General features: G+C 36.0%; 30 protein-coding genes. 24 read left to right on the top strand and 6 right to left on the bottom strand.

What is annotated here, in order from left to right; translation table 11 throughout:
• The first annotated feature begins 152 nt into the window (after positions 1-152).
• From fabG to BD809_RS07340, 22 genes are read left to right on the top strand one after another with little or no spacing between them, the layout of a single operon-like run.
• Positions 153-884 (top strand): 3-oxoacyl-ACP reductase FabG, encoded by a 732-nt coding sequence (gene fabG / locus BD809_RS07445; RefSeq protein ID WP_148782349.1) that lies wholly within the window; start codon positions 153-155, stop codon positions 882-884.
• A 3-nt stretch (positions 885-887) separates the two neighbouring features.
• Entirely contained in the window at positions 888-2105 is a 1218-nt protein-coding gene (locus BD809_RS07440; RefSeq protein ID WP_148782348.1) for a beta-ketoacyl-[acyl-carrier-protein] synthase family protein, read from the top strand.
• A gap of 24 nt (positions 2106-2129) precedes the next feature.
• Entirely contained in the window at positions 2130-2375 is a 246-nt protein-coding gene (locus BD809_RS07435) for a phosphopantetheine-binding protein (protein WP_148782521.1), read from the top strand.
• 2 nt (positions 2376-2377) lie between these two features.
• Positions 2378-3271: an LpxL/LpxP family acyltransferase gene (locus BD809_RS07430; RefSeq protein ID WP_148782347.1), complete on the top strand. Its 894-nt coding sequence runs from the start codon at positions 2378-2380 to the stop codon at positions 3269-3271.
• Positions 3272-4195, top strand: a complete 924-nt coding sequence (locus BD809_RS07425; RefSeq protein WP_148782346.1) for an NADPH-dependent FMN reductase family protein — start codon at positions 3272-3274, stop codon at positions 4193-4195.
• Positions 4196-4205: 10 nt separating this feature from the next.
• Positions 4206-5339: a beta-ketoacyl-ACP synthase III gene (locus BD809_RS07420; protein ID WP_148782345.1), complete on the top strand. Its 1134-nt coding sequence runs from the start codon at positions 4206-4208 to the stop codon at positions 5337-5339.
• Positions 5340-5347: 8 nt separating this feature from the next.
• Positions 5348-5797 (top strand): hypothetical protein, encoded by a 450-nt coding sequence (locus tag BD809_RS07415; protein WP_148782344.1) that lies wholly within the window; start codon positions 5348-5350, stop codon positions 5795-5797.
• 9 nt (positions 5798-5806) lie between these two features.
• Positions 5807-6208, top strand: a complete 402-nt coding sequence (locus BD809_RS07410) for a hypothetical protein (RefSeq protein WP_148782343.1) — start codon at positions 5807-5809, stop codon at positions 6206-6208.
• The gene (locus BD809_RS07405; protein WP_148782342.1) at positions 6205-7209 is read left to right on the top strand and encodes a BtrH N-terminal domain-containing protein; all 1005 of its coding nucleotides are present in this window, start codon (positions 6205-6207) and stop codon (positions 7207-7209) included. The genes BD809_RS07410 and BD809_RS07405 overlap by 4 nt, the downstream gene beginning before the upstream one ends.
• Before the next feature lies 1 nt (position 7210).
• Positions 7211-7966, top strand: a complete 756-nt coding sequence (locus BD809_RS07400; RefSeq protein WP_148782341.1) for an ABC transporter ATP-binding protein — start codon at positions 7211-7213, stop codon at positions 7964-7966.
• Complete coding sequence (locus BD809_RS07395) at positions 7959-9248, top strand: ABC transporter permease (RefSeq protein ID WP_148782340.1); 1290 nt, start codon at positions 7959-7961, stop codon at positions 9246-9248. The genes BD809_RS07400 and BD809_RS07395 overlap by 8 nt, the downstream gene beginning before the upstream one ends.
• Positions 9226-9675 carry an acyl-CoA thioesterase gene (locus tag BD809_RS07390; protein ID WP_148782339.1) on the top strand — a complete coding sequence of 150 codons (450 nt, stop codon included), beginning with the start codon at positions 9226-9228 and terminating at the stop codon, positions 9673-9675. The genes BD809_RS07395 and BD809_RS07390 overlap by 23 nt, the downstream gene beginning before the upstream one ends.
• Positions 9676-9706: 31 nt before the next feature.
• The gene (locus tag BD809_RS07385; protein WP_148782338.1) at positions 9707-10849 is read left to right on the top strand and encodes a beta-ketoacyl synthase N-terminal-like domain-containing protein; all 1143 of its coding nucleotides are present in this window, start codon (positions 9707-9709) and stop codon (positions 10847-10849) included.
• Entirely contained in the window at positions 10846-11460 is a 615-nt protein-coding gene (locus BD809_RS07380) for a 3-oxoacyl-ACP synthase (RefSeq protein WP_246131462.1), read from the top strand. The genes BD809_RS07385 and BD809_RS07380 overlap by 4 nt, the downstream gene beginning before the upstream one ends.
• Before the next feature lie 2 nt (positions 11461-11462).
• Complete coding sequence (locus BD809_RS07375) at positions 11463-11720, top strand: phosphopantetheine-binding protein (RefSeq protein WP_148782337.1); 258 nt, start codon at positions 11463-11465, stop codon at positions 11718-11720.
• A gap of 1 nt (position 11721) precedes the next feature.
• Positions 11722-12918, top strand: coding sequence for a beta-ketoacyl-[acyl-carrier-protein] synthase family protein (locus BD809_RS07370; protein ID WP_148782336.1), 1197 nt, complete (start codon positions 11722-11724; stop codon positions 12916-12918).
• Complete coding sequence (locus tag BD809_RS07365) at positions 12915-13982, top strand: beta-ketoacyl synthase N-terminal-like domain-containing protein (RefSeq protein WP_148782335.1); 1068 nt, start codon at positions 12915-12917, stop codon at positions 13980-13982. The genes BD809_RS07370 and BD809_RS07365 overlap by 4 nt, the downstream gene beginning before the upstream one ends.
• Positions 13982-14749: a polysaccharide deacetylase family protein gene (locus BD809_RS07360; RefSeq protein WP_170251804.1), complete on the top strand. Its 768-nt coding sequence runs from the start codon at positions 13982-13984 to the stop codon at positions 14747-14749. Before BD809_RS07365 ends, BD809_RS07360 begins: the two co-directional genes overlap by 1 nt.
• Entirely contained in the window at positions 14742-15368 is a 627-nt protein-coding gene (locus tag BD809_RS07355; RefSeq protein ID WP_148782333.1) for a LolA family protein, read from the top strand. Before BD809_RS07360 ends, BD809_RS07355 begins: the two co-directional genes overlap by 8 nt.
• A complete protein-coding gene (locus BD809_RS07350) occupies positions 15349-15969 on the top strand; it encodes a hypothetical protein (protein WP_148782332.1) in 621 nt (206 codons plus the stop codon). The genes BD809_RS07355 and BD809_RS07350 overlap by 20 nt, the downstream gene beginning before the upstream one ends.
• A 2-nt stretch (positions 15970-15971) precedes the next feature.
• Positions 15972-16337, top strand: coding sequence for a hotdog family protein (locus BD809_RS07345; protein WP_148782331.1), 366 nt, complete (start codon positions 15972-15974; stop codon positions 16335-16337).
• 2 nt (positions 16338-16339) lie between these two features.
• Positions 16340-16819, top strand: a complete 480-nt coding sequence (locus tag BD809_RS07340; RefSeq protein WP_148782330.1) for a hypothetical protein — start codon at positions 16340-16342, stop codon at positions 16817-16819.
• Position 16820: 1 nt separating this feature from the next.
• Here BD809_RS07340 and BD809_RS07335 read toward each other — a convergent pair whose 3' ends face one another.
• The 6 genes from BD809_RS07335 to BD809_RS07310 form a co-directional block, all read right to left on the bottom strand.
• The gene (locus BD809_RS07335) at positions 16821-17762 is read right to left on the bottom strand and encodes a tRNA dihydrouridine synthase (RefSeq protein ID WP_148782329.1); all 942 of its coding nucleotides are present in this window, start codon (positions 17760-17762) and stop codon (positions 16821-16823) included.
• A gap of 88 nt (positions 17763-17850) precedes the next feature.
• Positions 17851-18651 (bottom strand): hypothetical protein, encoded by an 801-nt coding sequence (locus tag BD809_RS07330; RefSeq protein ID WP_148782328.1) that lies wholly within the window; start codon positions 18649-18651, stop codon positions 17851-17853.
• 55 nt (positions 18652-18706) lie between these two features.
• Positions 18707-19090 (bottom strand): hypothetical protein, encoded by a 384-nt coding sequence (locus BD809_RS07325; RefSeq protein ID WP_148782327.1) that lies wholly within the window; start codon positions 19088-19090, stop codon positions 18707-18709.
• 78 nt (positions 19091-19168) lie between these two features.
• Positions 19169-19813 (bottom strand): hypothetical protein, encoded by a 645-nt coding sequence (locus tag BD809_RS07320; RefSeq protein ID WP_148782326.1) that lies wholly within the window; start codon positions 19811-19813, stop codon positions 19169-19171.
• Positions 19814-20225: 412 nt separating this feature from the next.
• Positions 20226-20711, bottom strand: coding sequence for an SRPBCC family protein (locus tag BD809_RS07315; RefSeq protein WP_148782325.1), 486 nt, complete (start codon positions 20709-20711; stop codon positions 20226-20228).
• Between the two features lie 17 nt (positions 20712-20728).
• Positions 20729-21274 carry a hypothetical protein gene (locus BD809_RS07310; RefSeq protein ID WP_148782324.1) on the bottom strand — a complete coding sequence of 182 codons (546 nt, stop codon included), beginning with the start codon at positions 21272-21274 and terminating at the stop codon, positions 20729-20731.
• A gap of 333 nt (positions 21275-21607) precedes the next feature.
• Between BD809_RS07310 and BD809_RS07305 the strand changes: the two genes are divergently transcribed.
• A complete protein-coding gene (locus tag BD809_RS07305) occupies positions 21608-21937 on the top strand; it encodes a YtxH domain-containing protein (RefSeq protein WP_148782323.1) in 330 nt (109 codons plus the stop codon).
• A 75-nt stretch (positions 21938-22012) separates the two neighbouring features.
• The gene (locus BD809_RS07300) at positions 22013-22492 is read left to right on the top strand and encodes a hypothetical protein (RefSeq protein WP_148782322.1); all 480 of its coding nucleotides are present in this window, start codon (positions 22013-22015) and stop codon (positions 22490-22492) included.
• Positions 22493-22515 lie beyond the last annotated feature (23 nt).

The raw sequence follows: 22515 nt of genomic DNA, 5'->3' as shown, positions 1-22515 counted from the left end.
GGAACGTTTTAGCAAAAATTAGGCTAACACAGATTAAGAAGTTATGACGTGTTAAATTTCCATTTTCTTTTGGCGGTTGTTAATTAAATCTTAAATTCAATTTCTCAATAAGTACATTTGTAACTTATTTTGAAAAAATATAATATTCGAGAATGAAATATGCTTTAGTAACGGGTGGATCCAGGGGTATTGGACGAGAAATAGCTCTTAAATTAGCTATCGATTTAGAGTATCCGATAGTATTGAATTATCAATCAAATGATGCAGCTGCAAATAACACAAAAGCTGCCATAGAGGATGCCGGAGGAACTTGTGACCTGCTTAAGTTTGATGTTTCAGATCAACAAGCGGTACATACAGCGATTGATACTTGGATGTCAGAGCATCCCGATGCGTTAATAGAAGTCCTAATTAACAACGCTGGAATTACACGGGACGGTTTGTTTATGTGGATGAAACCTGAAGATTGGCATCAAGTTGTGGATATTAGTCTTAATGGTTTTTATAACGTAACGAATCACTTGATTCAAAAAATGCTTAGCAATAGATATGGACGAATAATCAATGTTGTATCTGTTTCAGGAGTAAAGGGCACACCCGGACAGACCAATTATTCTGCTGCAAAAGGTGCATTAGTAGGTGCAACAAAAGCATTGGCTCAAGAAGTTGCAAAACGTAAAATTACTGTGAACGCAGTAGCTCCGGGTTTTATTAAAACTGATATGACCGCCGAGATGGATGAGAAAGATTTAAAACGTATGATACCTGCAAATCGTTTTGGAGAAGCAGAAGAAGTGGCGGATTTGGTGTCTTTTTTAGCTTCAAAAAAAGCATCATATATCACAGGCGAAATAGTAAATATAAATGGTGGAATCTATTCTTAAGGTATGCGCAGAGTTGTAATCACAGGTATGGGGATTTATTCGTGCATAGGTAAAAATGTCGACGAAGTAAAGGAGTCTCTGTATGAAGGGAAATCCGGAATTGTCTATGATCAGGCGCGTAAGGATTTTGGATACCGTTCAGCGTTAACGGGTACTGTGCCAAAACCGGATCTTAAGAAAGAGTTAAGTAGACGACAACGAATAAGTTTTGGGTCTGAGTCAGAATATGCTTATATCGCCACAAAACAAGCTTTTGATCAAGCAGGTGTTGATCAGGAATTTTTGGACACTAAAGAAATTGGTATTTTGTTTGGAAATGACAGTACGGCGGAGTCTGTGATGGAAGCTATAGACAAAATACGAGTTAAAAAAGATACGACCCTGGTTGGATCAGGAGGTGTTTTTAAATCGATGAATTCTACGGTGACCATGAATTTGTCTACCGTATTTAAATTGAAAGGTATAAACTTCACAATTAGCGCGGCCTGTGCCAGTGGATCACATTCAGTAGGAATGGGGTATCTTTTGATCAAACAAGGGCTTCAGGATTATGTCATTTGCGGGGGCGCACAAGAAATAAATGAATATGCCTTTGGTAGTTTTGATGGCTTAGGTGTTTTTTCGGTTAATGAAGAGCAGCCTCAACAAGCATCTCGTCCATTTGATACAAAGCGTGACGGTTTAGTCCCAAGCGGTGGTGGTGCTTCACTTTTTTTAGAAAGTTATGAGAGTGCAATAGCTCGGGGAGCAACTATTTTAGGAGAAATTGTAGGCTATGGTTTTTCTTCAAATGGAGATCATATTTCGACGCCTAACCAAGAAGGTCCGGCCAGAGCTATGAAGAGAGCTGTTGAGCAAGCAGCAATGGATCCGGCAGCGGTAGATTATGTGAATGCGCATGCTACGTCAACACCCATTGGTGATGCTAATGAGGCAAAGGCAATAGACGAAGTGTTTGGTAAGTCAAAACCTTATGTGAGTTCTACTAAGTCAATGACAGGGCATGAATGTTGGATGGCAGGAGCCAGTGAAATTGTTTATTCTTTAATAATGATGAACAATTCTTTTATAGCACCTAACATAAATTTGGAACATCCCGACGAGGATTCTGCTAAGTTAAATCTTACAAACAAAACGTTAGATAAAGAAATAAATGTATTTTTGTCGAATTCATTTGGATTTGGGGGAACAAATTCGGCAATTGTTATAAAAAAAGTTTAGGATAGGAAAAAATTACTAAGGATGATGGAAACAAGTGTTATTGTTGAGAAAGTAGATGAATTTCTGATAGAAGAATTCGAAGTAGAATCTGATGAGATTTCTCCAGAAGCAAACCTGAAAGAAACATTGGATCTGGATAGTCTTGATTATGTAGATTTAGTGGTTGCAATCGAAGCAACGTTCGGAGTAAAATTAGTTGGTGAAGATTTCGTAGGGATAGAAAGTTTTCAGGACTTTTATAAACTCATAGAGAGAAAAGTGAATGCTTAATTATGGCGCAATGGCAGGGTAAAGCGAAGGGAACACCCTTAGGGTATAAAATTTTTATTGCATTAATCAAGAATTTTGGTCTTAAGGCTGCGTATTCAGTTCTTATATTCGTAGCTGCTTATTACGTGATTTTCTCATACACGTCAACCCGCACCAGTTATTATTATTTTAGACAAAGGCTTAACTATACATTCTTTAAGTCTATTGTTAGTATCTATAAAAATTACTTTGTTTTTGGTCAAACCTTAATTGATCGTACTGCTATTTCTTTCGGTTTGAGAGAAAAATTTGTTTTCAATCATGATGGTCGAGAACGAATGCAAGCTCTGATTGATCAAGGGGACGGTGGTGTTATTTTCAGTGCGCATATAGGTAGTTTTAATATTGCACGCTACTTTTTTGACGATTTTGATCTTAATGGAACTGCTATTAATTTGATTGTTACCGATCAGGAAAATGAGCAAATAAAACAGTACGTAGGAGCAGTCTCTCAAGATACGAAAATGAATTTTATTGTGATAAAACCTGATATGTCACATATCTTTGAAATGAATGATGCATTATCCAATAATGAAGTTATCATTTTTGCTTCAGATCGCTATGTGGAAGGTGTTCAGTTTCTGGAAGAAGAGTTATTAGGGAAGTCTGCTAAATTTCCTTCAGGACCTTTTAAGTTGGCAGCAAGAAAGAAAATACCAATTCTTTTTATGTATATAATGAAAGGAAGGGGTAAGAACTATAATTTATACGCCAGAACTCCTATTTTTAAAGAAACACCCATTCGCCCCAGACACGTTCTAAAGGAGTATTTAAGAAATCTTGAGGTAATGCTTCAAAAATATCCACTCCAGTGGTTTAATTACTATGATTATTGGGATGATATATCTAACAAGTAAATGAAAAATATTTTAATACTGTATTATAGTCAAAGTGGTCAGCTCAGGGAAATATTATCTAACTTGGCAAAACCATTAGTTGAGAGCGCAGACATGAACGTGGTTTTTCATGCAATTGAACCTGAGCAACCCTATAAGTTTCCATGGAAAAAAGAAGATTTTTTTCAGGTATTTCCAGAAACCTTTTTACAAAAAACCAAACCTAATAAACCACTTCCTCAGCATATAAAAGATACAAAATTTGATTTGATAATTCTTGGATACACTGTTTGGTATCTATCTCCATCTATTCCCATAAATTCTTTCCTAAAAAGTGAAGAAGCCAGAGTACTTCTCGAAAACACCCCGGTAGTTACTGTCAATGGGTCCCGTAATATGTGGATCTTAGCTCAGGAAAAAATAAAAAAGCTTTTATTTAAAATAAATGCTAAGTTGGTCGGCAATATAGCTTTTGTAGATAGACATGTAAATCATATCAGTGTCATTACTATTGTACACTGGATGATGGGAGGAAAGAAAACAAAATATCTGGGCTTTTTCCCAAAACCTGGAGTCTCTGAGACAGATATTAAATCCGCTGATAAATTTGGGGAAATTTTAAAAAAATACATTGAGAAAGCAGAGTTCGCCACTTTGCAAGAAGATATCGTAAGTGTTGGGGGTGTAGTGGTCAAACCTTTTTTAATTCGATCAGATCAGGGAGGAAACAGAGTTTTTGATAAATGGTCGAAGATTATTTATCATACCGGACAAAAATCAGAAATCCGCAGAGCTCGTTTGCTGAAAGTTTTTAATTATTACTTGTTATTTGCCATTTGGATAGTAGTACCTATCGTTTTTATTATATTTTTGTTGACTTATTTACCACTTTACGGAAAAATAAAAAGAGATAAAAAATACTATCAATCGGTAAGGTTAAGATAGGAATACATTTATGAAAGAAGTTTATATTACCAAAACAGCACATTTTTTACCCAATAAACCTGTGACTAATGATGAGATGGAATCTAAGTTAGGTTTTGTTGACGGACAGACGTCACGGGCTAGAAGAATCGTGTTGCGCAATAATGGAATTGTAACGCGGTATTACGCCTTAGATGAAGCGGGGAACAGTACACATAATAATGCAGATATCACTGCTGCTGCGATTCAAAATCTACTTGAAGAAACTATAGCTCCTACTTCAATAGAATTATTATCCTGTGGTACATCGACTCCGGATAATTTATTGCCAGCCCACGCTTCAATGGTGCACGGGTTGATGGATGTAGAGAATATTGAATTAAACACGGCATCAGGAGTATGTTGTTCGGGTATGAGTGCCCTCAAATATGGATATTTGGCAATTAAAGCTGATGATAAGAACAACGCGATTTGTACCGGGTCAGAGCGAGTATCTACTTGGATGCAAGGACATAAATTTGATAAAGAAGTTGAGAATTTAAAAAGTCTTGAAGAGCAACCGGTAGTGGGCTTTAAGAAAGACTTTCTAAGATGGATGCTTTCAGATGGTGCTGGTGCTTTTTTATTAGAAAATGAGCCTAAAGGTGAATTCCCGTTGCGAATTGAATGGATGCAGGCATATTCGTATGCAAATGAATTAGAAGCGTGTATGTATGCCGGTGGAGATAAGATGGAAGACGGATCACTAAAGCCCTGGAGTGAATATGAACCTGAGAGCTGGCTTAATGAATCTATATTTTCATTAAAACAAGATGTAAAAATTCTTGATGAATTCGTTTCAAAAAAAGGGGTTGAAAGTCTTAAAGATGTATTAGAAAAAAAACAGGTTGATGTTTCAACTATAGATTATTTTCTTCCGCATATTTCTTCGTTCTACTTTGGAGATAAGTTACAAGAAGCAATGCAGGATGCAGGTATCGTCATCCCGAATGAAAAATGGTTCACGAACTTGGCAGATGTGGGGAACATCGGTTCTGCCTCAATTTATTTGATTATTGACGCGCTGGTTACTTCCGGTAAGTTAAAGAAAGGAGATCGTTTGCTTGTTGCTGTACCTGAAAGCGGCCGTTTTTCGTATTTTTATAGTTTACTGACTGTTTGCTAATGAAAAATATGACCAATATATCCCATAGTGCCGATCGAGAGTTAATCAAAAAATTAATTCCTCAAAAAGATCCTTTCGTTATGATTGACAAAATGTTAGATTATAGTGAAGATAGTGTGGTATCAGGCTTCACCATAACTTCAGATAATATTCTCTGTAATGGATCACATTTTACAGAAGGCGGCTTGGTCGAAAATATGGCACAGTCCATAGCGTTGCATCGAGGGTATCGAGGTTTCTTGAATAAAGGTAAAAACGAAAAGCCCAAAACAGGTTTTATAGGATCAATAAAACATGCGACTATTTTTAAACTCCCTAAAATAGGAGATGAAATTATAACTACAGTAACGATAGTAGCCGAAATTATGCAAGTTACGTTGGTTACTATTGAAGTACGTGACAAAAATGAGGTTTTATTAGCTTCATCAGAAATGAAAACTATTATTGTTGATCAATAAATCGTACGTATGAAAAAGAATGAGGTGCCACAAGACGAAAGTTGCTTGTCTAAAGTAAACATTAAAGAAGTGGTGTATGCGGTTGATGAGCAAGGAAATTATGACAAAACACTCAGTTCTGGTTGGGAAACTAAGAATAAGGTGTTAAACGAATCTTTGGAGCTTATCGAAGAACGACTTAAGGAAACCAAAGAGGCACTTTTGGCTGGAACCGCAAGTCCAATTGCCTATTATATGGAGCTACACAGAATGGATGTTACCATTTTGGCTAGTTATGTTGGGTTTTGGAAATTCAAAGTTAAAAGACATTTACGGCCTAAAGTTTTTGCCCGACTAAAAAAACGTACGTTAAAGAAATACGCAGAAGTTTTTGATATTTCTGTATCAGAATTAAAAAACCCAAAAGTTTGAAAATAGATTTTCAGCATAATCAATCTGCACATTGTGAGAATGGAGTGGTGTCTAACTTATTGCATCATAATGGATTAGAATTAAGTGAGCCAATGATATTCGGTATTGGATCGGGTGCTTTTTTTATCTACTTACCGTTCATAAAAGTAAATTTTGCACCGGCATTCAGTTTTAGACCTGTACCAGGTTTTATTTTTTCAAGAGTTAGTAAACGTCTTGGATTTAAAATAAAACGCATTAAATTCAAATCTAAAAGTAAAGCGCAGCAGGTTCTAGATCGGGAACTGGCGCAAAACAATCCGGTAGGGTTACAGGTAGGCGTTTATAATCTCACCTATTTTCCTGATGAGTATCGCTTTCACTTCAACGCACATAACTTAGTGGTTTATGGTAAAGAAGAGGACACTTATTTGATTAGTGATCCCGTAATGCCCGAAGTAACTACACTTACAGTAAAGGAATTAGAGAAAGTACGATTCGCAAAAGGGGCATTTGCTCCTAAAGGACATATTTACTACCCAACTGCACTTCCTAAGAAGTTCAAGTTGGAAAAGGCAATTGTCAAAGGTATCAAGCAAACCTGCAAACATATGTTAGCACCGGTTCCTGTGGTTGGTGTTAAAGGGATACTTTACGTTTCTAAAAAAATAAGAACTTGGCCTAACAAAATCGGAGTCAAAAAAACTAATCATTACTTAGGTCAATTGGTACGAATGCAAGAGGAAATTGGTACCGGTGGCGGCGGTTTTCGATTTATTTATGCGGCTTTTCTACAAGAAGCTTCACAAATATTGGCACTGCCAAGACTCAATGAACTGTCCCGAGAAATGACAGCTATTGGGGACTTATGGAGAGATTTTGCTATTGATGCTTCCAGATTATATAAAAATAGAAGTAAAGAGACTGATGCCTATAACAAGGTTGCAGATAAGCTTGAAACTATTGCTTTAAAGGAAAAGGCCTTCTATCAGGAATTAAAAAAAGCAGTTAGTACGTTATAATATGCCGGATCCGATAGTACATATAGAGGGTATTTCAAAACAATATCGTGGTGCAGATTTCAAATCATTAGATACTGTCAATCTCAAGATTTACAAAAATGAAGTTTTTGGATTGTTAGGACCTAACGGCGCCGGTAAAACTACGTTGATATCAATTTTATGCGGTTTACTACATCCTTCTTCGGGAACGGTCTATATAAATGGAAACCCACTAAATGAAAACTTACAGGAGGTAAAAAAATTAATTGGGGTGGTACCACAAGAATATGCCTTATATCCATCGCTTACTGCAAAAGAGAATTTACAATATTTTGGGAGTATGTACGGACTCTCAAAAACTGAACTACAATCACGAATAGGATCTCTGCTTGAGGCAATGGGCTTACTATCTTTTGCTAATAAAAAAATCAAAACTTTTTCTGGCGGAATGAAAAGACGAATCAATCTTATTGCCGGTATTCTTCATAATCCGCAATTACTTTTTTTGGATGAGCCCACCGTTGGAGTAGATGTTCAGTCAAAAAAAGCAATCACAGAACAGTTGAGAATTCTTAATGCTGAGGGCACTACGATAATTTATACCTCTCATCACTTGAGAGAAGCGCAAGAATTATGTACTCGGGTAGGTATTATAGACATGGGTCGTATCATAGCTGATGACACCCCTGAAAATCTGATAAACTCTACGAAGGATGCTAGAAATCTGGAAGACGTCTTTATAACCTTAACAGGAAAAGAACTTAGAGATTATGCGTAAACTAATTGCCTCAATATATAAGGAAACACTTTTATTACTAAGGGATCCTGGAGGGTTAATTATTTTGTTTTTGATGCCGATTGTACTGGTTATCACCATCACGTTAATTCAGGATGCTACCTTTAAGTCCGTTTCCGGAAGTACGATGGATATTTTGTTAGTGGATCATGATAAAGGTGAACTTTCTACAGAAATCAATAGGCGTTTTGATAGTTTACCCTTTCTTAATCCGATTACTAGTTATAATCAAAAAGCATTGTCAGAAGCAAAGGCAGAAGCATTAGTTGCTTCAGGAGACTATCAACTGGCTATTGTGATACCCGAAGGCTTAAGTACAGATCTGAATGCACAGATCAAAGATAATATCGATAAAATTCTGGCAGAACTGCAGGGTGAAGAATTAACAGCTGATACTATTGAAGTTCCTCAAAAACTTTCAAAAAAAACAGTCCGTATTTATTTTGATCCCATTACACAAGAAACCTTTCGCAGCTCTGTAATGTTTTCGATTGATAAGCTGATAGCCACTATTGAAACCAAAACTATTTATAAAGCGTTTGAAGAGGCTTTGGGTACTACCCAAAGCATTGGATCTTTTAAGCGAGAGAGTTTTGTTGCCTACGAACAAATTAATCCTTCTTTGAAGGGTGCGATAGAATTACCTAATTCTGTACAACATAATATTCCTGCTTGGACATTATTTGCTATCTTTTTTATGATCCTGCCGATATCACTAAACTTGGTACATGAAAAGGGGCAGGGTACCTTTGTACGCCTACGTACAACTCCGGTAGCCTACCATACAATTATTGGAGGTAAGGCAGCGGTATATCTTATAGTTAGTCTTTTACAATTTACGCTCATCTTAATTTTAGGGATAGTTGTTTTTCCACAAATGGGATTACCTGAGTTACAGGTAGGTTCAAATCTCGGATTTCTTTATCTCGTTGCTTTTGCAGCTGGTTTGGCTGCTATTGGATTAGGAATTCTTCTTGGAACACTATTTAACAGTCATGAACAAGCGGCACCTTTTGGAGCAGTTTTAGTCGTCATCTTGGCGGCAATAGGAGGAGTATGGGTTCCTGTTTTTGCTATGCCCGATGCAATGCAAGTAATAGCAAAAATATCACCCATGAATTGGGGCCTTGAAGCGTTTTATGATTGTTTCCTACGAAAAGGAGGCTTTTTTGAGATTCTACCCGAGCTAGGTTTGTTAATTGGTTTTTTTATTAGTACTATCGCAATTGCTATATTTTATTATGAAAAGAAAAAATCGATCTAAAGAACGTGTTACAAACCTTACAAACAGGCACCAGGTTCGTGTTCGTTTTAATGATTGTGATCCCTTAAATATCGTTTGGCATGGGATTTATGTAACGTATTTTGAAGAGGGAAGAGAAGCTTTTGGTCGCAATGAAAACATATCATATTTGGATGTAAAATCGAATAATTTTGTAACACCGATTGTGAATTTTAATTGTGATCATAAACTACCGCTTACGTACGGTGATGTTGCAACGATCGAGACCATTTTTGTGGATAGTCCTGCTGCCAAAATGATTTTTAAATACAACGTTTACAATCAACGGGAAGAGCTAGTGTGTAGTGGAGAGACTACTCAAGTTTTTTTGGACATGGACGGAAATATGTCGCTAACAATTCCTGATTTTTTTATGGAATGGAAACGTAAAGTTGGATTGGTTGACTAAGCAACTTGAGAAAAGTATAAAAGAAATTTACATGAAGTCGGTATATATAGTTGATGATAGTATTATTTCTCCTTTGGGGTTTTCTGTAGAGGAAAATTTACAAAATCTAAAAAATAATACAACCGGAATAGTAGAAGTAAAGGATACGTCGATTCATACTGATAGCTTTTATGGAGGTCTTATTGATGAAAAACGCTTAACTGATGCATGGGACGCTCTTTCTGAGATCGCTTCATATACTAAGCTTGAAAAAATGATGTTGCTCGCCATGCAACGTTTGCTCGATAAGAATCCGCAATTGGATATTACACGATGCGGAGTTTTGATCTCAACAACCAAAGGAAATATTGATCAGTTAAAAGAAAATAACACAGATCGTGCGTACCTTGATACCCTTGCATCTGCAATACAGCAATTTTATAAGTTAGGCAATTCGCCAACGATTATCTCCAATGCCTGTATTTCCGGTGGATTAGCTATTGCAATTGCCAAAAGGATGATTCAGGCGGGACATTATGAGGATGTTATTGTGGTTGGGGGAGATTTATTATCAGAGTTTACCTTATCCGGTTTTTTCTCTTTTCAGGCCGTAAGCCCAAAACCCTGCAAGCCTTTTAGCAAAAATAGAACCGGTATTAGTTTGGGAGAAGCAGCTGCAGCTACTTGGATTAGTGGTTCAATCAAGAACACAAATATTAGTGAGGTTGTAGAAGTAGTGGGAGAAGCCTCAGCAAATGACGCTAATCATATATCGGGCCCGTCCAGAACAGGAGAAGGCTTGTATTTAAGTATACAACGTGCGCTTGATGAGGCAAAAGTGTCTGCAAGTGACATTGATTACATTTCTGCGCATGGTACCGCCACTCCCTTTAATGATGAGATGGAATCTATAGCTTTTAGTCGTTCGGGATTAGAAGATATCCCGGTAAATAGTCTTAAAGGATATTATGGTCATACGTTGGGAGCATCAGCATTATTGGAAACTATTATAGCAAAACATCATCTTCTGGCCAATGAAGTAGTTTGTTCGTTGGGGTTTGATGAACTTGGGGTTTCTTATCCCATCGATGTGATAAAAAAAAACAAAGCAATAGCTATGCAGCATGTTCTAAAAACAGCCTCTGGTTTTGGCGGATGTAATGTAGCCCTAGTACTTAAAAAAGTTTCTATATGATGGTTGAAGATTATAAGATAACTTCTTTTTGTAGCATAAAAGACAATAAGGTTATTGTAGATAATAAAGTATTGTACGTTCATGAGGAGCAAGGAACTGTAAAAGAATTTACTAAAGCAATCTATAAAAGTTTAGGAATCAAATACCCTAAGTTTTATAAAATGGATACCTTATGCAAACTAGGTTTTTTGGCCACCGAAGCTTTGTTACGTAACGCAGAAAAGCCCGATAATCAAACAGCCTTAGTGTTATCGAATCGATCATCAAGTTTGGCGACTGATAGAATACACCAAGAGAGTATTGCCAATAAAGAGGATTATTTTCCTTCGCCTGCAGTATTTGTATATACGTTACCCAATATCGTGTTGGGAGAGATTAGTATACGTCACCAATTTAAAGGTGAAAATGCGTTTTTTGTTTCAGAGCAATTTGATGCAAAGCTGTTAACTGACTATTCCCGATTGCTTTTAGATACTAATAAAGCAAGCAATGTAATTTGCGGATGGGTGAATTTGGATAGTAATAAATATGACGTATTTTTGGCAATCATTTCCCGAAAAGGGAATACCATTTTAACCGAAGAACAATTAAATAAACTTTATCATACCTAAACATGGCAGATTTACAATTAGAATTAAAAGAGAAAATAATAGAACAACTAAGTTTAGAAGATATCGAAGTAAGTGATATTGATGATAATGATCCCCTATTTGGTGACGGACTGGGACTAGATTCAATTGATGCTCTTGAACTTATTGTATTGCTAGAAAAGGATTATGGTATTAAATTAAAAGATCCAAAAGAAGGAAAAGCTATTTTTGAATCTATTGGTGTAATGGCAGCGTATATTGAAAACAACCGTACCAAATAATATGAAAAATGGCGTAGCCATCACAGGTATGGGTATTATTTCTTCAATCGGTGACACCGTTGAAGATAATTTGCACGCCTTACGTTCAGAGATCGGAGGTATTTCTAGAATAGAACATGTCGATACCAGAAAACGGGATGAGATTATGGTTGGTGAAATTAAAAAGACCAATGATGAGCTTATTAATATGTTAGGGCTGGATACGATAAATAGTTTTTCTCGAACAGCCATGCTGGGAGCGATCGCGGCAAAGGAGGCGATTCACAATGCTGGTATCACAGATGCCATTACCTCAAGAACCGGTTTTATATCAGGAACGAGTGTCGGGGGTATGGATACTACCGAAAAGCATTATTTGGACTATACCAACACTGATACGTATCATCGCTATATTGAAGCCCAACATGCAGGTTTTACTACACAATCTATTTCTAAGTATTTAGGTATTCGAGGGTATGTTTCTACCATAAGCACCGCTTGTTCTTCGGCTGCCAATGCTATTATGCTTGGCGCCAGAATGATTGAAGCAGGGCAACTGGATCGCGTGATTGTTGGGGGAACCGATGCTTTATCAAAGTTCACAATAAACGGTTTTGGTACGCTTATGATCTTATCTGATGATGTGTGTACACCATTTGATGAACATCGTAAGGGATTAAACCTCGGCGAGGCTGCAGCATATTTAGTATTAGAAAGCGATCAGATGGTTGCTCAGGAAAATAAAAAAGTGTTGGCGAGAGTGAATGGATGGGCCAACACAAATGATGCTTTTCATCAAACAGCTTCCTCATCTAATGGCGAAGGCGCCTATCTTGCGATGAAAGAGGCGCTCGAAGTAGCACAATTGGATCATAGTCAGATTGATTATGTAAACGCGCATGGTACCGCTACCCCAAACAATGATTTATCCGAAGGTATTGCACTTACACGTATTTTTGGGGATCAAGTACCTGTTTTTAGTTCTACTAAAGCCTACACTGGTCACACCTTGGCTGCTGCAGGTTCAGTTGAAGCTGTGTTTTCAATCCTATCCATGCAGGAAGAAATTATTTTTCCGAATTTGAATTTTGAAACTAAAATGGAAGCATGTCCGATTACACCTCAGACAAAACTTAGCTCTCAAGCTGTTAAAACGGTACTTTCCAATTCCTTTGGTTTTGGAGGTAACTGTTCCACCTTAATTTTTAAAAAACAATGAGCGGTAAATGTTTTATCAATGGTATTGCAGGGATTTCTGCACAACTTACTACAGATGGAGATGCTTTCTTTGATGATGTTGTGGAGCACACAGAGCTTATTTTTAGAGCTATAGACCCTGACTATAAAAAATACATCAAACCTGCCGCTATGCGTCGTATGTCCAAATCAGTTAAGATGGGCGTTACAGCTTCTCAAATGGCACTGGATCAAGCGGGTATTGAGATGCCGGATGCTATAATTACCGGAACCGGTATGGGATGTAAACAGGACTCTGAAAAGTTTCTTGAAAATATCTTACATAACGACGAACAGTTTCTTACGCCTACCTTATTTATTCAGTCTACCCATAATACAGTGGGAGGGCAAATAGCTTTAGGACTTAATTGCAAAGCCTATAATGTAACCTATGTACAAGCGGCGGCTTCTTTTGAAGTTGCTTTGATGGATGCCAAACTAAAACTCTTAGAAAAAGAAAACCAACATATTTTGGTGGGGGGAATTGATGAAATTGCCAAAAATTCTTCACGTTTGCATACGCTGGATGGGCATATCAAATCAGAACCCTTAGCTGTTATTGATTTACTTTTTTCTACCAGTTCGGGAACAGTCACCAGTGAAGGTGCTACCTTTATGACGGTAACCAATGACAGTTCCAATAAAAATATTGCTGAAATTCTGGATGTTACTATCTTCAATCAAGCGACTCCTGAGGAAGTCGAGGATGAACTCAAAGAATTTATGCAGCGAAACTCGGTTGAGATATCAGATCTGGATGCTGTCATTTTAGGTACTAATGGAGACGGTGATTTTGATTTATATTACCATAAGCTACAGCAAGGAGTCTTTGCAGATGTACAGCAAATAGGATATAAACATCTAATTGGTGAACATCATACTGCTTCTGCCTTTGCATACTGGTTAGGATGCAAGATTTTTAATAAACAACAGCTGCCGGAGATAGTTAAAATGAACAAAAAAGAAACATCCTCTTTTAAAACTATACTCTTGTATAATCAATATCGAGGTAAAAATCATAGCTTTGCGTTGTTACAGCAATGCTAATGCGGTTATTTGTAAATATTTTATTTTCTGTTCTGGCGATTACCACCTTGATCGGTTTATTTTATAATAAGATTTCCTGGTGGGTACTCCTTATTATAGCATTTTCTTGGTTATTAATCACCGGCTACGGTGTGATTACTATTCGTTCGGGATACTTCTTAAAAGCGTTAAGCGCTGCCAAAACAAATAAAACAGGTGCCATAGCGATTACTTTTGATGACGGTCCCGATATCAATACGCTGACTATTCTCGAAGTGCTTCGCAAATTTAATGTCAAGGCTACTTTTTTTTGTATTGGTCAGCAGGTAGAGAAGCATCCGAATATTGCACAAAAAATTATTGATGACGGACATGTCATTGCCAATCATACCCAAACACATGCACAGTGGATTGATTTGTATGGTACAAAACGTTTTACCGAAGAGATTAAAACAGCAGATTACTCTATTGAAAAATATACAGGAAAGCGTCCATTACTTTTTAGACCTCCTTACGGTGTAACCAACCCTAATATCGCGCGAGCCATAAAGGAAACAAAGCATCATGTTATTGGATGGAATAAAAGATCGTTTGACACTACGATTCCGTCAGCACAACTTATCCTTAAACGAATTACTAAAAACTTGACTTCCGGAGATGTTATTTTATTACATGATACAAAAGAAATAACAGTAACTGTATTGGAACAGTTATTGCTAGTTGTACAATCTAACAATCTTACACCGGTTACTATTGATGAACTATTCGAAATTCCCGCTTATGCGTAACGCATTAACTGCTTTGATATTCTTACTCTCTGTAACTGCTATTGCACAGGAAAAAGAGTTAACACACGATGAGATTCTAAACTTCAAAAAGCAGGTGCATCAATCAGCCAAAACCACGACTTCGTTGGTTAATTCTTTTGTACAGTCAAAACATATTGCGTTTTTATCAAATCCGATAGAGAGTGATGGTACTTTGTACTTTACGGCACCCGATATTATCAAGTGGTCGTATGATAATCCGTATGTGTACAGTGTTATTTTTAAAGAGGATACACTGTATATTAATGACGAAGGCAAGAAAAGTGACGTAAATCTATCATCAAGTAAGGTTTTCAACAAACTCAATGCCTTAGTCTCAAGAAGTGTAAGTGGTGATATGCTTAATAAAGAAGAGTTCGATATGAAGTTTTACAAAAACGATACAGCGTATCGCGTAGACCTTGCACCGCTTGATAAGGCCTTAGGATCTTTATTTAAGCAAATTGAACTCACCTTTGATGCTAGTACCTTGCTGGTATCTGCAGTGAAGTTAATAGAGCCTTCCGGGGATTATACAGCCATTACATTTACAAATCAATCTGTTAACACACCTATTCCCGATGCGGTTTTTAGCCATTAGTCTCCTCGCATTGGTATTTGTGCAGTGTAAGTCTGTTGTACCCAAGAATACCTATAAACCACTTGCAGTAGTACAACAACCAACGGTTAATCCTTTTTTTACGGATTTTGAGTACGATTATGTGTACAAGATTAATATTGAGGTGTATGGTAACGAAATGAGCGGGTTGCTAATTATCAAGAGAATAGGGGAAGACGCACATCGCGTGGTATGTACTTCGCAGTTTGGAACTACTTTTTTTGATTTTGAATTGAGTCCGAAAGGCAATAAGGTTCATACGGTTATCGAAGCAATGGATAAGAAGTTTATTATTAATACCTTGCTAAGAGATTTTACTACCTTGATACAACCGAAAGCTGAAATTAAGAAAGCCTATCAAGGTGTCACTTATAAAGTTCTCAAAACTGCAGGGAGAAGCCAAAAGAATTTTTATTTTTACACAGGTGATTCCGAACAGTTATCGCGTATTATTCGCAGCGGAATGTTAGGGAAGCAAATCACCATTAACTTTGATGCTGTTGATATTAACAAAGCGACTGCAATAACAATTAATCATCACGATATTGCCTTGGCAATGGCGCTGGAACTTATTAAAAACTAAGCATGCTTATAGCAGATTTATATACCACTCAAGAGATTACAGTAGAAGATACTGTTCAAACAGCTAAGGTTCGTCTTAATGCGGACAGTGCATTGTTTAAAGGCCATTTCCCCAACAATCCGGTAACTCCGGGCGTATGTATGCTTCAGATTATTAAGGAACTCACAGAAGAGCGTGTCGGTGCGCCCTTGTTTATGAAAAAAGCTTCAAACGTAAAGTTTATGGCGGTCATAAATCCAGATAAGCATCCGGACTTAGTGATTTCGAATACCTTTACCGACACAGAAGAGGAAATTAAAGTTAAGAATACGATTATGTATAATGAGACGATCGCTTTAAAAGTGGTGGTTCTTTTTGAAAGACTATAGCGATGGGTATAAAAATTCTTATAAGTTTGTTTTGCGCGGTTGCTTCATTTAATAATGCCGAAGAACTCAATGTCATCAGAGAAGCCTATCGTGAGATCAGTGCTAACGAAGAAACAATCGAAGAATTTTATAAGCTTACTCAAGAAACTATGCCTTCTTCAAAACCTGTGTATCAAGGGTATCACGGGGCCGCACTTACCCTAAAAGCATCTGTTGCGGGAAGTATCAAAGACAAGCTAAGCTATTTTAAGGAAGGAAAAAAGTTAATCGAAACTGCGATTACCGAAGACTCTGCAAATATAGAGCTTCGTATGATACGCTTGAGTGTTCAATCCAATGTGCCCAAAATAGTAGGATATCGTAGAAATATGGAGGAAGATAAAGCGTATATTCAAGAAAATATATCGACTGTTACCGATCCTGCTCTCAAGAAGTTACTCAGTGGATTTATTAAAAACTCCGGTGCCTTTTCAAAAGAATAACTTACTCTTTTAAGATCTCTGCCACTGCACTTTGATAGGCTCGTGGATTTCCTGCCTTCTTTATCTTCTTAAAAGTTTTCTGTGGATTAGGAAAAGCTTGCGCAAAATATTCCCAAAAACCCTGCATTTTCATTTTAATTGGAGTAGGCCCTGATAAAGCGGCATCATATTCCTGATAGATGGTATCGTGAAAAGCCTTAAAGATTTTGAATCGATCCTTGGGATACTCTGTAGTATTGTTCTTAATCATTTGTGGTAAAAACGGATCTGCAATAAGTCCACGACCTATCATCCAGTGATGAATCATAGGAAAACGTTCCTGCATAGTCTTAAAACCTGTAACCGAAGTAATATCACCGTTATAATACAAGGTATGCTTGGTAGCATCGATACAACGTGCAAAAGCATCCAGATCTACACCGCCCTTATATAACTGTTTACCGATTCGGGCATGAATCGCAATATTTTTAAGCGGGTAGTTATCGAGAATGGGAAAGGTGTCCAGGATCTCTTCACTATGCTCATAGCCCATGCGCATCTTCATAGAAATCACGACATCGGTTTCATTATGTGCACGCTCAAGGATATGATTTATTTTTTGAGGTTCACAGATCAAACCTGATCCCATACCACGTTTGGTTACCATGGGATACGGACAACCCAAATTCCAATTAAGTTCTTTATACCCCAGTTCCTGTATGTATTTGATGACAAATAAGAACTCATCGGCATCGTTGGTCATTACCTGCGGTATCACTTCGAGTGTTGTATTGTTTTCAGGTTGCAGATCACGCTGATATGAAGACTTGATAACTAATTTACCATTAAGCCGAATATACGGCGCATAAAAGGTATCAATACCTCCAAAATATTTTTGAAACGCATTACGAAATCTAAAATCAGTAAAACCTTGTAAAGGAGAAGAAAGTAGGGTAGTAGCCATGTATTTTAATAAGCGGCAAATATAGTGTAAAGTGTTTAATAATTGGGAGGCTCAAAGAAGGTGTTATTTCATTTGGATTTTAAAAGCATCAATCAAAATCTGCGTCATAATTATCAGAGTCACTGTTATCACTAAAATTAATCTCTAGCGTGTCAAAGTTTTGACTTATTACATTTAGTTGATTATCAAAATCGTCACAAATTATATGATCATATGATAGATGTGCATCGGTATTCTGATAATCTTTATTTGAGTTTTTAAATTTCACTTTATTGAATAAATCATATATTGATCTATCAAGAATAAATATATGACTACCTAATTCGTTTAAAATTGAATGTAACGTGCTTATATCTCCATTTGAAACCCTTTTTTGCGTTTTGTCTAAGTAGCTTTTAATACTTCTTTTTAAAATCGTTCCTTTTTTACTTTGAATTGTTAATTGGAGCAATGCAATTAACCATGAATTTTTGTGAGTATATTCTAGATAAGAGCCTTTTATAACGTAGCGATAGCAAATGTAATTACTTGGGAGATTAGTATATATCTTCTTCAGATAACTTCGTAAATAGTAAAAAGTGGTGTCATCAAGAATTTCTGTAAAGTATTTTTCAAATTGATCGGGAACGTATTTTTTAAAATTTGTACCAGTTTCAATAATAGTATAGTGCCTAAGTTGATTGTCTCTGGAATGTGATTTCCTAAACTCTGTTCTAATCACTAAGACTTTTTTAAATATTAAATCGAGGACTGTAAGTCTGATTATATCCAAAACGTCTACACCAGAACCATCCAGAAGTAACTTTGCTGCAGCTGGTTTAAGGTTATTTAGAGGAGAGTTTTCTTCAATACATTCTTGGTTTAAATCTAAGGGTAGAGGATGATTCATTGTGATAAAACTTCTAACTAAAAAACTAAATATATAATAAAGATATCAAAACTTACTAATCAAGCCCCATATAAAACTTAAATCGATCTGAAGTTAGGATAAGCGTATCTACAGCCAATGTATCAATCGTAAAACGCTTTTGTTCTTCTTTGGTTTTAATGGTTAGAATTGAATCTTCTACTTGCCATGAACCGGTAATTTTTGAACCTGTTTGCGTGATAATTTTTGCCATTTTAGTGGACTCCAGCTTATATGTCGCTTTTTTATGTACTGTAATATTGATAGGAGCTTGTGTATCTGCAGTTACAGAAACCATTCGTTCCATTTTGCGTACTTTCCAATCATTGGTTAGTTGATCTTCTGTACTATTACAAGCCAATAACAAAAGTGCCAGGGTTGCTTTAATAACTAGGATAATGATTTTAATAAGGGTTTGCATGCTGTGGTAGTTTAGAAAGTGTGATTGGTTTTTTTTTTTAAAAAAGCCGAATCGGGTTAGGATTCGGCTTTGATTCAATTATACGTTTACGATTATTCTCGCAGCTTCGTAACCATTATAAAAGTTACTATCCGTACGTTTAAAACTCTTTAAGATTTTGTCTAACTTGTTCGTTAGCAATTCTGTTAGTTGATCAAATAACTCTGATAAGCTCATGGTCGCTTGCTTACTCTCAATACGATATTGTCTCGGCTGACCGTGTAACTCCAAAAACCCATCAAGACTTGTTTTTAGATCTGTAATTTGCTCTGCAGTCACACCATATATTGCTAAGGCTTTTAGATGTACTTCTAACAAGCTTATCGTTTCATTAATGACTAGAATAAAGTCCTGATTGCGCAACTTATATAGTTCTGAAAAAGACTTAGCTGCTTTTTGTTCCAGTCCCTTCTTTTCTTCAATCGCAGCGTAGGCTTCAAGAATGTCATTTAGAATATCTGCTTTTTCGGCTACGATGCGTTTTTGTGCAACCTTGTTACTGCCCAGATAGAGTTTAGCTCCTTCCTGATTTTTACTATCCTCGTGTAAGTTGATAAGCAGTTGATCTAATTCATTCTTAAATTCCAACAGTTTAGGAATTGCACTCCATTTTTTGGTGTTAGTGTCCAGATAAGTTTGTACCGCCTGGTACATGTCCAACTTGTTGATCTGTTGTTTAGTCATATATATTTAAATAAATTGGTTACAATACAGTGTACGTACAACGTAACTAAGTGGGGTGGGTGTTTGTTCGTTAAGAGAGAGCAAAGTAGCAATTAATTATAAAAAAGTAAAATTTTATGTTAAAAAAGAATAGAATTTATTGAGCATCAGTATAAATCCATGAATTTCCTTTTAATAGTTTGCTACTAATATCCTACAACATGAATTTCTTTGTCGTGAGATAAGATTTCTATACTTCAATCGAAAATTTCGGCAGGTCATGATGATATTTCCGTACATCAAGATGACATTTCGGCACCTCAAGATGATATTTCTTTACTTCAAGAGGATATTTCCTTAGTTAAAGATGATATTTCCGTACTTCAATCGGAAATTTCGGCAGGTGAAGATTATATTTCCATTGTGTGAGACCTTATTTCTGTGTGCTAGTCAATAATTCTTCCCATTTTCCGGATTCTGCATAAAGCTTTATAGTATCATTTCTTTTTATTAAAAGTCTTTTTATATAATTTTCAAGAAATAAGCTGTCAGCAATGTTCCCCAATATACCTAATGGTGATTCATACGTAAATAGATCAATCATTTCGGTTCTACCATTTACTTCTTTGAAATAATGATCATGTTTGAAACTTTTGAAGGCTCCTTTGACCATTTCATCTGTAAATGAATTGGGACGATCATATTTCGTTATTTTTGAAGTTAAATGTTGATATATACCAAAGTGTTTAGCTCTCCAGGTTACAAATTCACCAAGTTCTATTAGTCCTTCAGTTTTACCGTCAATAGCAGTTTCATTTGTGTGCTCTGTAGATATTTTATGGAGATCAATACTTCGGGACAGATCAAAAACAATTAGACGTTTGGCGTTGATGATGGTTTTTATTTTAATTTCGGGCATTTTCTTCAATTTTGTAATTATGAATTTATGTTTTGCATTTGATCTTTTTGATTCTGAATAAATGTTTCAATTATTGATCGATACTTTTTATTAAATTTTCCTCTTGATCCAAATCCTTTTTCCAATTTCTCAATTTCTTCTTCTTTCATTGGAAAGGGAAATCTTCCAGCCCAGCTTGTATAAGATAACAGTTCTTTAAAAACTTTTTTTTCTTCAGGTTCTAAAGCTAATTTATAATGCTCGATTATTTGAAAATAATCATGTCCGTGAGATCGCGATTTTTTCCATTGGTTCATGAATGAATTAAAATCTGTAATTTTTCCGCTAAGAATATCCTCTCTTTCTTCATATAGTGCTCTGGCTTTAAATATAAGTTCAACACTTACTGAATATAATAACATTGTTGAGTTTAAAAGTCCGACTTGCAACTGTCGTTCAGAATTTCTATCCTGAATAGCTTTTATAAATAATTCATCATTTTGATCTGCTGCTATTTTTAAGCATTGAGAATGCTCTATATATACGGTGTAGTTTAAAGACGATCGAATATCATAAGGATCCATACTGGTAGATTTTTTTTTAAATTTAGTAATCTCTCTCCAATTATTGCGATGCGTTTTATATAAAATACACACATATTAGAGGGTATAAAACAATTCTCAACAGCATTTTCTTTCGCGAAAGCAAAACAATACTTAAAGCCTTTAACACTCCGTTTTCAATTTAACATTTACTTCTGTTAACTAGTATTAATAAGGGTTAAACAGCGTTAAACTCCATTATACCAAGGCTGTTTGATAGTATCTTTACACTGTTGAATTGCTGGAAATACATAATATACCAATCAAAAGCAACTCAATACATAAAGTAGACTATTAACTTAAAATAAAAAAAACATGTCAAACAGAAGCAACACAATTTTAGGAGTATTATCAGCAGCAGCAGTAGGTACCGCAATCGGAATTTTATTTGCTCCGGACAAGGGTAAAAACACCAGAACCAAAATACAGAAAAAAGCTGTAGATGCTAAAGGTGATATCATGGACAAAGCCAACGCTTTTTCAACAGAAATCAACTCACGATTTACCTCTAAAAAGGCTGAGTTTGAAAATGAATTAGATGGACTGGTAAGTAACATGAGTGTAAAAGCTGATGACGTAATTACTTCTCTCGAAAAGAAATTAGAAACGTTGAAGAAACGTAACGAAGTTATATCTTCTAATTAATTACTAAGGACTAACCATCCTTTACCGGAATTAGTGAAGAAGCATACCAATTATTAATTTAAATACCACATACTTATGAATATTACAGCATTAAAAATGATGGCCTTTGCCTTTACATTGAATTTAGTTTCGATTGCAAGTGCACAGGATCAAAGTATAGAGCTAACAAAAGAAACGATCGAAAAGACGTACGAGATTGATAAAGGGGATAAAAAGATGCCCTATGTCGTAAAGATCAAAAATAAAGAGATGAGCCCGGTAAAACTGGACGAAAATGATATAGATAAAGTAAATCAGGATCGTGTAGAAACTCCAGAAATGGTGACTAAGGTAATCTCAATTAATGATGATAATAACGATGCATTTGATAATGTAATTGAGCTATCGTACATTAAGGAAGCAGACAAAGATTTTAATATCTTTCCTGCAAAAGATGGTTTCTTGATCCGAGTTAAAGGTAGAGAGTTTAATTACTCTGTAGAGGATAAGGATTACATGATTGAAAAAGAAGATGAAGACTTTTTTAAAGTTGAAAAAGCAGTAAGCTCATTTTAATAGTTAGATATATTTAGTGAAAA

Origin of the sequence: Aquimarina intermedia (assembly GCF_008124785.1) — a bacterium.
Taxonomy (GTDB): domain Bacteria; phylum Bacteroidota; class Bacteroidia; order Flavobacteriales; family Flavobacteriaceae; genus Aquimarina; species Aquimarina intermedia.
This window is presented reverse-complemented; position numbering and strand designations above follow the sequence as displayed.

Bases quoted from the DNA above. Each gene is read 5' to 3' on its own strand.
- fabG (WP_148782349.1), top strand. From the start codon at position 153: ATGAAATATGCTTTAGTAACGGGTGGATCCAGGGGTATTGGACGAGAA.
- BD809_RS07440 (WP_148782348.1), top strand. From the start codon at position 888: ATGCGCAGAGTTGTAATCACAGGTATGGGGATTTATTCGTGCATAGGT.
- BD809_RS07435 (WP_148782521.1), top strand. From the start codon at position 2,130: ATGGAAACAAGTGTTATTGTTGAGAAAGTAGATGAATTTCTGATAGAA.
- BD809_RS07430 (WP_148782347.1), top strand. From the start codon at position 2,378: ATGGCGCAATGGCAGGGTAAAGCGAAGGGAACACCCTTAGGGTATAAA.
- BD809_RS07425 (WP_148782346.1), top strand. From the start codon at position 3,272: ATGAAAAATATTTTAATACTGTATTATAGTCAAAGTGGTCAGCTCAGG.
- BD809_RS07420 (WP_148782345.1), top strand. From the start codon at position 4,206: ATGAAAGAAGTTTATATTACCAAAACAGCACATTTTTTACCCAATAAA.
- BD809_RS07415 (WP_148782344.1), top strand. From the start codon at position 5,348: ATGACCAATATATCCCATAGTGCCGATCGAGAGTTAATCAAAAAATTA.
- BD809_RS07410 (WP_148782343.1), top strand. From the start codon at position 5,807: ATGAAAAAGAATGAGGTGCCACAAGACGAAAGTTGCTTGTCTAAAGTA.
- BD809_RS07400 (WP_148782341.1), top strand. From the start codon at position 7,211: ATGCCGGATCCGATAGTACATATAGAGGGTATTTCAAAACAATATCGT.
- BD809_RS07395 (WP_148782340.1), top strand. From the start codon at position 7,959: ATGCGTAAACTAATTGCCTCAATATATAAGGAAACACTTTTATTACTA.
- BD809_RS07390 (WP_148782339.1), top strand. From the start codon at position 9,226: ATGAAAAGAAAAAATCGATCTAAAGAACGTGTTACAAACCTTACAAAC.
- BD809_RS07385 (WP_148782338.1), top strand. From the start codon at position 9,707: ATGAAGTCGGTATATATAGTTGATGATAGTATTATTTCTCCTTTGGGG.
- BD809_RS07380 (WP_246131462.1), top strand. From the start codon at position 10,846: ATGATGGTTGAAGATTATAAGATAACTTCTTTTTGTAGCATAAAAGAC.
- BD809_RS07375 (WP_148782337.1), top strand. From the start codon at position 11,463: ATGGCAGATTTACAATTAGAATTAAAAGAGAAAATAATAGAACAACTA.
- BD809_RS07370 (WP_148782336.1), top strand. From the start codon at position 11,722: ATGAAAAATGGCGTAGCCATCACAGGTATGGGTATTATTTCTTCAATC.
- BD809_RS07365 (WP_148782335.1), top strand. From the start codon at position 12,915: ATGAGCGGTAAATGTTTTATCAATGGTATTGCAGGGATTTCTGCACAA.
- BD809_RS07360 (WP_170251804.1), top strand. From the start codon at position 13,982: ATGCGGTTATTTGTAAATATTTTATTTTCTGTTCTGGCGATTACCACC.
- BD809_RS07355 (WP_148782333.1), top strand. From the start codon at position 14,742: ATGCGTAACGCATTAACTGCTTTGATATTCTTACTCTCTGTAACTGCT.
- BD809_RS07350 (WP_148782332.1), top strand. From the start codon at position 15,349: ATGCGGTTTTTAGCCATTAGTCTCCTCGCATTGGTATTTGTGCAGTGT.
- BD809_RS07345 (WP_148782331.1), top strand. From the start codon at position 15,972: ATGCTTATAGCAGATTTATATACCACTCAAGAGATTACAGTAGAAGAT.
- BD809_RS07340 (WP_148782330.1), top strand. From the start codon at position 16,340: ATGGGTATAAAAATTCTTATAAGTTTGTTTTGCGCGGTTGCTTCATTT.
- BD809_RS07335 (WP_148782329.1), bottom strand. From the start codon at position 17,762: ATGGCTACTACCCTACTTTCTTCTCCTTTACAAGGTTTTACTGATTTT.
- BD809_RS07330 (WP_148782328.1), bottom strand. From the start codon at position 18,651: ATGAATCATCCTCTACCCTTAGATTTAAACCAAGAATGTATTGAAGAA.
- BD809_RS07325 (WP_148782327.1), bottom strand. From the start codon at position 19,090: ATGCAAACCCTTATTAAAATCATTATCCTAGTTATTAAAGCAACCCTG.
- BD809_RS07320 (WP_148782326.1), bottom strand. From the start codon at position 19,813: ATGACTAAACAACAGATCAACAAGTTGGACATGTACCAGGCGGTACAA.
- BD809_RS07315 (WP_148782325.1), bottom strand. From the start codon at position 20,711: ATGCCCGAAATTAAAATAAAAACCATCATCAACGCCAAACGTCTAATT.
- BD809_RS07310 (WP_148782324.1), bottom strand. From the start codon at position 21,274: ATGGATCCTTATGATATTCGATCGTCTTTAAACTACACCGTATATATA.
- BD809_RS07305 (WP_148782323.1), top strand. From the start codon at position 21,608: ATGTCAAACAGAAGCAACACAATTTTAGGAGTATTATCAGCAGCAGCA.
- BD809_RS07300 (WP_148782322.1), top strand. From the start codon at position 22,013: ATGAATATTACAGCATTAAAAATGATGGCCTTTGCCTTTACATTGAAT.